Source organism: Phytopseudomonas dryadis, assembly GCF_004327355.1.
Lineage (GTDB): Bacteria > Pseudomonadota > Gammaproteobacteria > Pseudomonadales > Pseudomonadaceae > Aquipseudomonas > Aquipseudomonas dryadis.
The window spans coordinates 41,839-53,976 of record NZ_QJUM01000002.1 but is presented as its reverse complement, the minus strand read 5'-3'; the positions used below and the strand labels follow the sequence as shown (position 1 = coordinate 53,976).

Sequence of the window (12,138 nt, the reverse complement as noted above, 5' to 3'; positions counted from 1 at the left end):
CACGGCGTTAATGCCGATGAGCGAGTGCCGTAGTTTCACACCGTCCCGTAACGGCTGGTTTTTTCGTTCCTGCTCGGTCAGATCCCCATATTGGCCAGGCTCTGCATGATGTTGCGCAGGCTGCCGGCGAGGGTCGGATGGCTCACTTCGAAGCGCTCCACGGCCAGGTTGATCCCGTCCACCAATGTCGCATCGGGGGTCGTCACGGGTTGCGCGGCGAGTTGCAACTCGATGTCCCGGGCCAGGATGGAGAGCGATTCACGTTCTTCTTCGCTCAGTGGCGGGTTCTGCACCAGTTCCTTGCGCAGCTCTTCCAGTTGCTGCTGCAGACGGTTCGCAGGCATGAGGTTCTCCCTTTCGTGATAGGCAAAGAAATTGACCATGCACCGTGGCGAAAGGTCAGTCTGTCGTATTCACGATAATCCAGCCGATGGGGTTGCGCCTGTCCTGGATCAACGCCGGATGTTGCGCGGTATTGCCAGGTCAGGGCGGCTGTCAGGGTTTTTCACCTTTGCCACGGCGGGCGGCGAGGTCGTCCAGGCAGGGGCGCAGGTCGCTGAGCTGGTCGATCACCGAATGCGCGCCCATGCGGTATAGCGCCAAGGTGGCCTCCGCTCGCAACAGGTCGCGTTGCTGGCTGTCCAGGGCCTGCCAGTCGGCGAGGGCATGACCGCCCAGCGAACCGCAGGCGGCCAGTCCGACGGTCCACAGGCCGGCATTCAGTCCGGCCTGGAGCAGGCGCGGTTCTCCGCTGACCAGTACGCAGCCGTCCAGACGCTCGACCTGCAACGCGCTCAGTGCCTGCCAGCAGGCATCCGGCGCCGGCCAGGGGCGTTGTGGCGCGGTGCTGATCGCCGGCAGCCAATGCGGCAGTTCAGCGGCCAGTTGCAGGCCGGCCTCGTGAGGCAGCTCGTCCAGCCAGGCGCAGGGCGTGCCTTGTTCGTGCAGGGCTTGCAGAATGGCCATGGCGCCTGGCGTGGGCTCGGCCTGGCTCCTTGCGCTTTGCTGCAGTTGTTGCGCGTAGGCGTGATCCAGGCTGCGCAGGGCGCTGCCGTCCTGAAGCACGGCGCTGGGCAGGCGCTGCATCGCCAACGAGGCGGCGCGCGCACCGAAATCCACCAGGCAACCGGAGAGGCCGAAGAGAACGGCGGTGAAGGCAGGAGGGGAGGCGGACTGGGGCATGGTGGTCATTCCCTGGAAATAACCTTGTGCACCATTGCAGGCCAAGATGACGAACGTGTGACGGCGGAGCGGCAGGGCAAGACATGGCCATTGGCCGGCAATGTGAAGTGATCGCTCTTCGCGTACGGTTGTCCCCACGGCGGCCTGCCTATTACATCCGTGCAGCTTTATACTACGCCGCTGCTGCCGGCAGAGACCGTGCCCATTTAGCCTAGGAGAAACTGCAATGCGTGTGATCGGATCGGATTGGATCGGCTGTCTGGGGCGAGTGCTGGCCTGCGCCGGACTGGTGCTGTTGCCGCTGGCTGGCCAGGCGGCAGATGAAGATCCGTGGGAGTCGATCAATCGTCCCATCTTCCGTTTCAACGACACGCTGGATACCTATGCCCTGAAGCCTCTTGCCCAGGGCTATCGGAAGGTCACCCCGCAGTTCCTCGAAGATGGCATCCACAACCTGTTCCGCAACGTCGGCGATGTCGGCAACCTGGCCAACAATCTGCTGCAGGGCAAGGTGCATGACGCCGGGGTGGACACCAGCCGTGTGCTGTTCAACACCACGCTGGGGGTGTTGGGCTTCTTCGATGTCGCCAGCCGCATGGGGTTGCAGAGGAACGACGAAGATTTCGGGCAGACGCTGGGTGTCTGGGGGCTTGGCAGCGGTCCTTATGTGGTGCTGCCGCTGCTCGGTCCGAGCTCCGTGCGCGATGCCGCGAGCAAGGTGCCGGACAGTTTCCTGACCGCTTATCCCTATATGGATCATGTTCCGACCCGCAACGTGACGCGTGGCGTGAACATGATCGATACCCGCGCCAGCCTGCTGGATGCCGAGCGCCTGATCAGCGGCGACAAGTACGTCTTCATCCGCAACGCTTACCTGCAGAGCCGAGAGTTCAAGGTGCGTGATGGCGATGTCGAAGACGATTTCTGATCGCGGGGCGGGCGGCTGCGGCGGTACCGCTCGGAACGCTGGCCGCCCCTTGGGCTGAGGGGAGGCCGTTGCTTGCTGTGCAGGCCCGTTCGGGTCTGCAACAGCGAATTTCGCGTTACAGGGTGTTTCAGTTCATCGAGATCACGGCCAGCCCCAGAATCTGCTGACCGTCTTCCAGATCCGTGACGCGCACCACTTCCGCTTCGGCCTCCAGACCCTTGAGCTCGTCATGGCCGGAGGGGATCAGCACCTTCACCTTGTCGCCCTCCTGCACGCTACAGCGGGCCTGGATCTGCATGCCGGTGCTCGACAGGTCGCGACACAGGGCCTCGATCACATGTCCCGCGTGATGCAGGGTCACCTGGGTTTCCAGGCGCATGCGAATGTAATCGCGCTTTTCACTGTAATCACGATCACTTTGGCTCATGGGGGCTATCCTCATTATGGTAGGGCTCTGCTGCGGTTCTTATAACCCTCCCCGATTTGAGGTGTAAAGTCGCTCGGCGGCAATCTGCGCGCGCTTGAATCGAGTGGAGGATGGGAGTACCGTCTGCGCCTTGACGCGAACCGTGTACCCGCGCAGGTTGTTGGCTGCGTTTACGCTAACCATCCCCGGCGCAGTTTGCCTGGACACCCCATGCACAAAACCAGTGCCACGCTGCTGCTGATCGACGACGACGAAGTCGTACGGGCCAGCATTGCAGCCTATTTGGAAGACAGCGGCTTCAACATCCTGCTCGCCGGCAACGGTATGCAAGGCCTCGAAGTGTTCGAGCGCGAACGACCGGATCTGGTGATTTGCGATCTGCGCATGCCGCAGGTCGACGGGCTCGAGCTGATTCGCCGGATCAATGCCCTGGAAGTGGCGACGCCGATCATCGTCGTTTCCGGCGCCGGTGTGATGACCGACGTGGTCGAAGCCCTGCGTCTCGGCGCCGCCGACTACCTGATCAAGCCCTTGGAAGACCTGGCGGTGCTCGAGCATTCGGTGCGTCGCGCCCTGGATCGGGTGCACCTGCGCCAGGAGAACGAGCGCTACCGGGAGAAACTGGAGACCGCCAACCGCGAGTTGCAGGCCAGCCTGCACCTGCTGCAGGAAGACCAGAACGCCGGTCGCCAGGTGCAGATGAACATGCTGCCGGTGACTCCCTGGGAAAACGAGGGCCTGGAATTTTCCCACCAGATCATTCCGTCCCTCTACCTGTCCGGTGATTTCGTCGACTATTTCCGGGTCGACGAGCGGCGAGTGGCGTTCTACCTGGCCGACGTTTCCGGTCACGGCGCATCCTCGGCGTTCGTCACCGTGCTGCTGAAGTTCATGACCACGCGCCTGCTCTACGAGTCCCGGCGCAACGGCATGCTGCCCGAGTTCAAGCCATCGGACGTGCTCGGCCATATCAACCGCGGGCTGATCAACTGCAAGCTGGGCAAGCACGTGACCATGCTCGGCGGGGTGATCGACGAACAGAGTAACCGCCTGACCTACAGCATCGGCGGGCACCTGCCGCTGCCGGTGATGTACAGCGGCGGTGAAGCGCATTATCTGGAGGGGCGTGGTCTTCCGGTCGGCCTGTTCAACGAGGCCGATTACAGCGACCTGGAGATCGAGTTGCCCGAATCCTTCAGCCTGACCCTGTTGTCGGATGGCATCCTCGATCTGTTGCCGGGTGATACCCTACAGGAAAAAGAAGCCTTGCTACCGCAACTGGTGTGCAAGGCGGGTGGAACCCTGGATGGGTTGCGCAACGTGTTTGGACTGGCCAATCTGGCCGATATGCCGGATGATATCGCCTTGCTGGTGTTGAGCAGGAACCTTGCATGAATCCTGGGATAAGCCCCGGTAGAATCCAATTCGCCGAACAGGACGGAACCTTCGTCCTGAAATTCATCGGTGAAGTGCGCCTGACCTTGTGTTCGGCGCTGGACTCCACGATCGAAAAGATCTTCACCGCGCTGAATTTTTCCGCCATCGTCATCGATCTGACGGAAACCCGCAGCATCGACAGCACCACGCTCGGCCTGCTGGCCAAGCTGTCGATCCTGTCGCGGCAAAAAGTCGGCCTGCTACCGACCGTGGTGACCACCCACGCGGATATCACCCGCCTGCTGCAGTCGATGGGTTTCGATCAGGTGTTCAATATCATCGACCAGCCGTTCGAATGCCCGGATTGCCTGACCGATCTGCCTTCGCAGGATCAGTCCGAAGAGGTGGTGCGCGCCAGGGTGCTGGAAGCACACCGCATTCTGATGGGGCTCAACGAGTCCAACCGTGCGGCGTTCCACGACCTGGTCAGCGCCCTCGAACAGCATCCCTGAGTTCTGCTGCAGCTAACAGCCTGTTAACGGGGCACCGATGTCGATCATGTGCCCCGTTCGCATTCAGGCGCTGGCAGCCAGCAGCTTCTCCAGTTTTTCCTGGTCGCGGGCGAACTGGCGGATGCCTTCGGCGAGTTTTTCCGTGGCCATGGCGTCTTCGTTCATCTCCCAGCGGAACTGGCTCTCAGCGAGCCTGGCCTGGGCTTGCCCCTGGGCGCTGCTGTCCAGCTTGCGCTGCAACGTGCCCTGATCGTCCGCCAGTTGCTGCAACAGTTCCGGGCTGATGGTCAGACGGTCGCAACCGGCCAGTTGCTCGATCTGCCCGACGTTGCGGAAGCTGGCGCCCATCACCACCGTGTTGTGCCCGTGGGCCTTGTAGTAGTCGTAGATGCGGGTGACCGATTGCACGCCCGGGTCCTCGGCGCCGACATAGTCGCGGCCCTCGGCCTTCTTGTACCAGTCGTAGATGCGTCCCACGAACGGCGAGATGAGGAAGGCGCCGGCATCCGCGCAGGCCCGGGCCTGGGCGAAGGAGAAGAGCAGGGTGAGGTTGGTCTGCACGCCGGCTTTTTCCAGCTGTTCGGCGGCGCGGATGCCTTCCCAGGTCGAGGCGATCTTGATCAGCACGCGCTCCCGGCCGATGCCGGCTTGCTGGTACAGCTCGATCAGCCGCTCGGCACGGCGCAGGGTGGCCTGCGTGTCGAACGACAGGCGCGCATCCACCTCGGTGGAGATGCGGCCCGGGATTATCTTGAGAATTTCCTGACCAACGGCCACGCCGAAGCGGTCGCAGGCCAGGTCGATATCGCCAGCGCTGGCCGCGACCGCTTGCCCGAGCAGCTCGGCATAGCGCGGCATGGCGGCCGCCTTCAGCAGCAGGGACGGGTTGGTGGTGGCATCGACCGGCTTGAGGCGGGCGATGGCATCGAGGTCGCCGGTATCGGCGACGACGGTGGTGAACTGCTTGAGTTGATCCAGCTTGGAAGTCATGGCGCGGCCTTGTCGTTGCGGGTGCCATGACCTTACCCGAGCAACTGGTGGCGCTCAACTGCTGGCGCTCTGCTTCGGTGAAGCAACGCGCAAGCGAGTACGGTGTTTCAGAAGTAAGGCTCTCCATTCTGCTCTACGCTTGTTCATTCCAGCCAGTCCGGGGGGGGGGGGCGGGCCGAGCCGATTGTCCTGGATGAAGAGGCACGAGCCGAACTGCTTCGCCGAGTGAATACACGCAGAGGATCGTCCGATGCGCGTATCCGTGCCGAAATCACCAAATGGATATCCGGGTCTGGCAGGCCACTACGAGGGGAGAGTTGCGCGGCAATGGCCGGCGGCGTGTAAGCGAGAGAGCCTGCAGGAGGCAGCCGTCATCGGATGATGACGGCTGCTTTTGTCTATCGCTGCGATGCCAGAACAGAGCCTTCAGCATGCTTGCACAGCAGGTAATGCAGGGTGAAGGAGGCAACCGCCGTAGCCGGGGCCGAAAGCGATGACCAATCGCTACTCATGAGAACAAGCCCCGCCAGGGTCGCACCAAACCAAGCAGTCAGTCCTTTACTATCAAACGCGACCAGCGCTTGAGAATGGCGGTCTGCGGCTATGTAAGCCAGGGCTACTCCAACCCAGGCCACTACGAATATCCCTTGGTAGGCGAGTGCTTTGAGAAGGTATGAGAAGACGTCGGCAAGCATCAAGCCGAAAACGATCACGCCGACAATTATTGCCCAGCCGACATAGTCGATTTTCACGCCGAACTTGGTGAAGAAGCTTTGCATGTTAATAGTCGCGAGGTAGTAGTTCGCTGTATTGATGCGTGTTTGAGTCGCCCAGACGAAAAGCAAGCCAGCAAGCCCCATGAGTTTCAGAATTGCCATTACAACGGAAATCTCACTCAGCTCACCCTGGTGCGGAATACTTGCCACCAAGTAGATGCCGGCAACTCCATTAAGTGAAAAGGTGACCAGGTAGAATGGCATGCCGAAATTCCATCGGCCGTGGTACTGCGCATCTTCGGGCTTTCCGAAACGGGCGTAGTCATACGTGTACAGCATGAGCACCCATACGCCCATGTAATAGGTAAAGCAGTGCCACCACCCGTTGGCCACTGGGGCGTCGGGGCCGAGTGTAAGCCAGGAAGGCTGATAACCATATTCATACAGCGACAGCGCGATACAGATGAACAGACCGCCCAGGTAGATGGGCAGGAGGACACAGTTGAATTTGTCCAACCAGCGCTGAACGCTTCCAAGGACAAGCGGAACGCTGTACAGCACGACAATGAGTGACGCCATGGTGTAGGTGATCGAGGGAAACAGCTCGTGTACTGCGAGCGCAATCACCGATCCTTCAAACACGGCGTAGTATATCGCGGTCGTGAAGAAGATCAGCGTGGCCAGCCCCGCACCACTGGATCCGAACAGTCTTCGTGAAAACAGGGCGACCGACTCTCCGGATCGAATAGCGTGACGGCTGAGGATGGCATTGATGATGCCGTAGCTGACGACTGAAAGCATCATTCCAATGATGGCGTTAATCGTTCCGTAGCTGATCGCGAGTGATGCGCCCACGACGATATAGAATACGGCACTGCACACTGCCCACCAGGCCATCGTTAGAGAAAATCTACCCATCCTGGATTCTTGGGATACGCTTGTATTTGCTGAGCCCGTGTTTTCATCCTTCGCTTGAGATAAGGCGGCCATCATAATCTCCACTGCGGGTTTTAGTTATTGAGACGTGCTGCGCATGCAGGGCCTCGGTCGTGGCAGAGTTGGGATCAATGTTGCGTTTATTGTTTCTTGTGGGTGAGCGAGTCCCTGACAACTCATTCCGTTATCGGTCTTTGTTTACGGGGTCAGGCGTCTAGCGTAATGTCGGAAATGGGGATCGCCTGGCACGTCAGGCAAACATCGTCTTCATCTGGATGACCTTGCAGGTGCAGCACGTGTCCGTGTCTGACTGTCACTGCACAGCTCTCGCACTGACCCACACGGCACCCGCTGGCCAAGGGGATTCCATGCGATGTTGCAAAGTCCAGTAAGGACCCGCATTTGCTTGTCCAGCGAATCGTTTTATTCGACTTGGCGAAACTAACGTCGAACTCTCCTTCGCCAAGGGCACTTATATCGACCGAGGATTTGAAGGCCTCTTTGAACAGGTCAGCCTTGGGAACGCCACTGGCCATGAGTTGCTGGGTCATCGTTTCCATCATAGATTCCGCACCGCACAGGTAATGCAGTGGCCGGCCAGTGGTGAACGCTTCGGGAATCATGTTGCAGTCAACGTATCCTTGGTAGTCAAAATCGACGCCAATCCGATCCCAGGGGAGGGGGCGGCTATACACGTTGATGATCTCCAATCCCGGCAACTGAGCGTTGAGTTGTTTCAACCGTGAACGAAAGACGTGGGCGGCAGAGTTTCTGTTGCCGTAGATCAGTAGCATCCTGGTTTTGGAGCGGACGCGGGCGGCCGTCTCCAGCACCGTCATGAATGGCGTGATGCCGATGCCGCCGGCATGAAAGACAAGCGGCCTCTCGGCCTGATACGGGATCGTGAAGTTTCCGCCGGGTGCCTGGAGCGCTACCAGATCGCCTGGCGCCAAATGCCGGTTGATGTGGTGGGACACGCTCGGCATCGATGGAACGTCAACGTCGTCTTGTGAGTTGCGAACACAGATCACGTATTGCTCGACGGGCTGAGCGCTTGCGATCCCCACCAGTGAGTAAGCGCGGGTCATGATCATTCCGCTGCGAAGCGTCACCCGAATGGTGATGTGCTGCCCGGCTTCAAAGCCAGGTAGCAGCGAGTTATCGAGCGGGCGCATGTGCACCCGATGAACGCCGTCCGCTTCGGCGACCATTTCACTGACGTAGAAGTCCTTGAAATCAGGCCAGCGGCTTGGCACCCGGAGCCTTTGATCTTCCCGACGCAGTGAACAGGTGAACGCTCTAAGCGGAACCGAGCCGCTGACGGGGTCTTTCTCGTCGGCGTCAATCAGACCGTTGTAGTTGCTGTTTTGGGGGCCTGATACGGGCATGCCCGAGGCGCCGAGCGGTGTGCATGGCTGCCACCATCCATGTTGGCCGAACACCACCCTGGGATGCAGGTTCGGATTCAGCTTGGCCTGGAACCTGGCCTGTCCTGTGCGAGTGGTGACAACCACCCAGTCAAGATCGGCAATGTGCAGTTCGGCCGCCAACTGGTGTGACAGCTCCAGGGAGGGATTGCGAGATTTTTTCCGTAATCCAGAGACTTGGCGATGTTGGCTATGGCAGAAATAACCACTCTTGGCCGAAGAGAGTACATAGGGATACTCCTCGCTCGGCTGGATGATATCGCCCGCCTCAAAGCCTGGTAGCGCGGCGTAGCCCTTTGTGTGAAGGGCTTCGGAGTAGATCTCGACCAATCCCGAGGGTGTGTCGAACCCGGTCAGGCGATACTTTTCGGTTGCATGCTTGATGGGGATTCTTATCCCGGCAGGTTGTCTGCGTAACTGCTCTGTGTTGAGACCAAGGGGGGCGAGCATCACATTCCAGGCTGTTTCCTTGTCGCCACCGAAGAAGTCTTCGCGCATGCCCATTCTTGCGGCCAGCTCAAACACGATATCGGTATCTGATCGTGTAGCGTGCCGAGGTGTCACCATCCGCTGGCGAAGTTGTACCCACTCCTGAGCCTTGGTCGTGATGCCAAAACCAATGCGCAATGCCTCGTGCTCCCAGGGCGTGTTCACCGGCAATACGATGTCGGCGTACTCTGCAGTTGGGTTCATGAACAGGTCACAGTGAACATGAAGCTCGAGTGATTCGAGTGATCGCTCTGCCATTTGCCGGTCGGACTGGGCCAGCAACAGGTTTCCGCCAAATGAGACGAGGGCACGAACCTTGTATGGATCGGCGTTCAATATCGCCTCGTAGAGCTCTCGGGAGGTGACCCAGCCATTGGCCGACGGGCCCATGGGACGATCGCGGTGACCAAGGGATTTTTCCAGTTGCTCCGCAGCGAGGAGCGAGAGGTCGTTGACCGTTACGGACTTCAGAGAGCCGAAAATCCTGTTCCCACCTTCTGCGTCGAAACATCCTGTCAGCGCGTAGAGGCAGGAGATCGCACGTTGGCTCTGGGTCGCGTTGTTGTGCTGTTCCACGCCTGTCCAGCTGTGCAGGCTGATCCGCTTCGATGAGGCGATCAGCGTCGCGGCCTGCTCGATTTTCTCAGCGTCGATCCAGGTCGCCTCTGCTGTTTTCGCACTATCGAATGGAAGACATGCACGGCGATAGAGCGTGAACGCAGAGGCGCATGTGATCTGCTCTCCCGATACCAGGGTGATGTGCAGTTCGACATCGAGCTGAGCGGAGCTTGGCATGCAGCCTCCGGGAAGTGCTGCCAGGTGTGGCTGAAGCCCTTGGGTCGTTTGATCGAAGTAGATGTACGCCTTCTCGGGTGTCAGTCCCACTTCCGCGCCACGAAGCATGTGGCCGGTATCCGCTCGTACCAGCAGGGCGCTGTTTGTCCAGTGACGGACGAAAGACTGATCGTACTCGCCGCTTTCGAGAAGAGCGTTTGCCAGCCCCATGGCCAATGCGGCGTCGGTTCCCGGGCGTATCCTGAGCCACACATCTGCTTCACGGGCCAAGGCGGTATCCCTCGGGTCGACCACGATCAGTTTCGCCCCAGTTTGACGCGCCTCACCGATCGAGTGGGCCTGGGCGAGCCAGGTGTTGGTGGGGTTGTGACCCCAGAGCACGATCAGATCGGAGTTGATGTAGTCAGGTGCCGGCATCCCACAGCCATATGTGAAGCTGTGGGCGATTTCTTTGTGCCAGTTGCAGATTTCGGCGGCATAACAGATGTTAGGACTGCCGAAGGTGTAGATGAATCGCTCAATCCATTCGCTGCTGTCGGCTATAGGCGTTCCATTGGGGGTGGTAATGCCGAACGCCACCGCATGGGCGCCCGATTCTGCCTTGATCGCAAGCAGGCGCTGGGCGATTTCATCGAGTGCCGCGTCCCAGGATATTGCTGTCCATCCTGGATCCTTGCTGCCCTTCGGATTGGTGCGCCGCATCGGGTGTGTCAGGCGTTCCGGGTTGTCGATCAGCTCGGATGCAGACTTGCCTTTCAGGCACATCGCACCCCCGGTGGGGTGATCGGCATCATTACGAATCGAGACGATCCGGTCATTTTCGATGCCGTAGATGGCCCCGCAGGTTGACGTGCACAGCGTGCAGTATCCAGGCCGGCTTACCGTACTCATATTCATCACCTCACCCTAAAAGCCGAAGGTGGCAGCGCCCCATCAGTGCTTGATCATCACGTGGCGAATCGCCGTGTAATCTTCCAAGCCATAGGTGGACATGTCCTTGCCGTAACCCGAGTGTTTCTGCCCACCGTGGGGCATTTCGCTCACCAGCATGAAATGGGTGTTGACCCAGGTGCAGCCATACTGCAATCGAGCTGAGAGGCGGTGGGCACGGCCCAGATCCGACGTCCACACGGAGGATGCAAGGCCGTAGTTGGAGTCGTTAGCCCAGGCCAGCGCCTGTGCCTCATCGGTAAATTTGGTCACCGAGACAACAGGCCCAAAGACCTCGCTCGTGACGATCTCGTCATCCTGATTGGCATCGGCGATGACTGTGGGCTTGAAGAAATAACCAGCCCCTTCAGCCGCTGCCCCGCCTGCGATTACGCGTGTGTGGGGAAGGGCTGCAGCCCTTTCCACGAAGCCTGCCACGCGTTGCAGGTGGTCGGCGCTGATCAGTGGGCCAAGCTCAGTATCGGGATCGTCTTGCAGCCCCATGCGAATCGAGGAAACCGCCTCGCCGAGCTTCGCGACGAATGCCTCATAGACGCCTTCCTGGACATAGATGCGGCAGGCTGCTGTGCAGTCCTGTCCGGCGTTGTAGAAGCCGAATGTACGGATCCCCTCGACGACTGCGTCGATGTCCGCATCGTCGAACACCAATACTGGTGCCTTGCCGCCAAGCTCCATGTGCATCTTCTTCACGGAGGCGGCCGTGGCTTCGATGATTCGCGAACCTGTGGCGATGGATCCGGTTAACGAAACCATGCGCACCTTGGGATGGGTTACCAGAGGCTGGCCTACGGTCTGACCGCGTCCGAAGAGGATGTTGAGAACGCCTTTAGGCAGAACACGACTCGCGATTTCTGCGAGACGCAGGGCAGTCAGCGGCGTTTGCTCCGAGGGCTTGAGTACCACGGTGTTACCTGCAGCAAGGGCTGGAGCGATCTTCCAGGCCACCATCATCAATGGATAGTTCCAAGGTGCGATGGCGCCTATGACGCCGATTGGATCGCGACGAATCATCGAGGTGTGGCCTGGCAGGTACTCGCCTGCGGACGATCCATTCAGACAGCGGCAAGCACCGGCGAAAAAGCGGAATACGTCGGCGATCGCAGGTATCTCGTCATTGAGTGCGGCGGTGAAAGGCTTGCCACAGTTGGTGGATTCAAGCTTGGCCAGATCCAGAGCATTGGCCTCGATTTCATCGGCCAGCTTCAGCAGCATCAAGGACCGGTCTTTGGGCGGTATGACGGACCACCCACCGAAGGCGCTATCGGCGGCTTCTACCGCCTGGCTGACCTGCTCCGGGGTAGCCTCGGCGATTTCGGCGATCACTTCCCCTATGGATGGGTTGAAGACGGGCAGGGTCTGACCTTGCCCAACGCGCAGTTCGCCATTGATCAGCAGCTTGGTTCGCATG

10 protein-coding genes are annotated in these 12,138 nt (G+C 59.8%); 3 read left to right on the top strand and 7 right to left on the bottom strand.

Annotated elements, in window-relative coordinates; translation table 11 throughout:
• Positions 1–77 precede the first annotated feature (77 nt).
• A complete protein-coding gene (locus DNK34_RS01750; protein WP_131174439.1) occupies positions 78–344 on the bottom strand; it encodes a DUF4404 family protein in 267 nt (88 codons plus the stop codon).
• A 151-nt stretch (positions 345–495) separates the two neighbouring features.
• A complete protein-coding gene (gene pcrP, locus DNK34_RS01745) occupies positions 496–1,182 on the bottom strand; it encodes an HAD superfamily inactivated hydrolase PcrP (protein ID WP_131174438.1) in 687 nt (228 codons plus the stop codon).
• 226 nt (positions 1,183–1,408) lie between these two features.
• On the opposite strand from pcrP, the gene DNK34_RS01740 reads away from it, so the two are divergent.
• Positions 1,409–2,110, top strand: coding sequence for an MlaA family lipoprotein (locus tag DNK34_RS01740; protein WP_131174437.1), 702 nt, complete (start codon positions 1,409–1,411; stop codon positions 2,108–2,110).
• Between the two features lie 127 nt (positions 2,111–2,237).
• On the opposite strand, the gene DNK34_RS01735 is transcribed toward DNK34_RS01740, so the two are convergent.
• On the bottom strand, positions 2,238–2,537 hold the full coding sequence (locus DNK34_RS01735; RefSeq protein WP_131174436.1) for a PilZ domain-containing protein: 300 nt from the start codon (positions 2,535–2,537) through the stop codon (positions 2,238–2,240).
• A 210-nt stretch (positions 2,538–2,747) separates the two neighbouring features.
• On the opposite strand from DNK34_RS01735, the gene rssB reads away from it, so the two are divergent.
• Positions 2,748–3,932, top strand: a complete 1,185-nt coding sequence (gene rssB / locus DNK34_RS01730) for a two-component system response regulator RssB (RefSeq protein WP_131174435.1) — start codon at positions 2,748–2,750, stop codon at positions 3,930–3,932.
• 8 nt (positions 3,933–3,940) lie between these two features.
• A complete protein-coding gene (gene rssC, locus DNK34_RS01725) occupies positions 3,941–4,426 on the top strand; it encodes an anti-sigma factor antagonist RssC (protein WP_131174590.1) in 486 nt (161 codons plus the stop codon).
• 63 nt (positions 4,427–4,489) lie between these two features.
• Here the strand turns inward: rssC and tal are convergent, their stop codons facing one another.
• From tal to DNK34_RS01705, 4 genes are all read right to left on the bottom strand, one after another.
• The gene (tal, locus tag DNK34_RS01720) at positions 4,490–5,416 is read right to left on the bottom strand and encodes a transaldolase (RefSeq protein ID WP_131174434.1); all 927 of its coding nucleotides are present in this window, start codon (positions 5,414–5,416) and stop codon (positions 4,490–4,492) included.
• A gap of 398 nt (positions 5,417–5,814) precedes the next feature.
• Positions 5,815–7,122 carry a purine-cytosine permease family protein gene (locus tag DNK34_RS01715; protein ID WP_131177703.1) on the bottom strand — a complete coding sequence of 436 codons (1,308 nt, stop codon included), beginning with the start codon at positions 7,120–7,122 and terminating at the stop codon, positions 5,815–5,817.
• Between the two features lie 152 nt (positions 7,123–7,274).
• Entirely contained in the window at positions 7,275–10,670 is a 3,396-nt protein-coding gene (locus tag DNK34_RS01710) for a molybdopterin-dependent oxidoreductase (protein WP_207401632.1), read from the bottom strand.
• A gap of 42 nt (positions 10,671–10,712) precedes the next feature.
• Positions 10,713–12,137 carry a gamma-aminobutyraldehyde dehydrogenase gene (locus DNK34_RS01705; RefSeq protein WP_131177701.1) on the bottom strand — a complete coding sequence of 475 codons (1,425 nt, stop codon included), beginning with the start codon at positions 12,135–12,137 and terminating at the stop codon, positions 10,713–10,715.
• Position 12,138 lies beyond the last annotated feature (1 nt).

Bases quoted from the DNA above. Each gene is read 5' to 3' on its own strand.
- tal (WP_131174434.1), bottom strand. From the start codon at position 5,416: ATGACTTCCAAGCTGGATCAACTCAAGCAGTTCACCACCGTCGTCGCC.
- DNK34_RS01710 (WP_207401632.1), bottom strand. From the start codon at position 10,670: ATGAGTACGGTAAGCCGGCCTGGATACTGCACGCTGTGCACGTCAACC.
- DNK34_RS01735 (WP_131174436.1), bottom strand. From the start codon at position 2,537: ATGAGCCAAAGTGATCGTGATTACAGTGAAAAGCGCGATTACATTCGC.
- DNK34_RS01740 (WP_131174437.1), top strand. From the start codon at position 1,409: ATGCGTGTGATCGGATCGGATTGGATCGGCTGTCTGGGGCGAGTGCTG.
- rssB (WP_131174435.1), top strand. From the start codon at position 2,748: ATGCACAAAACCAGTGCCACGCTGCTGCTGATCGACGACGACGAAGTC.
- DNK34_RS01750 (WP_131174439.1), bottom strand. From the start codon at position 344: ATGCCTGCGAACCGTCTGCAGCAGCAACTGGAAGAGCTGCGCAAGGAA.
- DNK34_RS01705 (WP_131177701.1), bottom strand. From the start codon at position 12,137: ATGCGAACCAAGCTGCTGATCAATGGCGAACTGCGCGTTGGGCAAGGT.
- pcrP (WP_131174438.1), bottom strand. From the start codon at position 1,182: ATGCCCCAGTCCGCCTCCCCTCCTGCCTTCACCGCCGTTCTCTTCGGC.
- DNK34_RS01715 (WP_131177703.1), bottom strand. From the start codon at position 7,122: ATGGCCGCCTTATCTCAAGCGAAGGATGAAAACACGGGCTCAGCAAAT.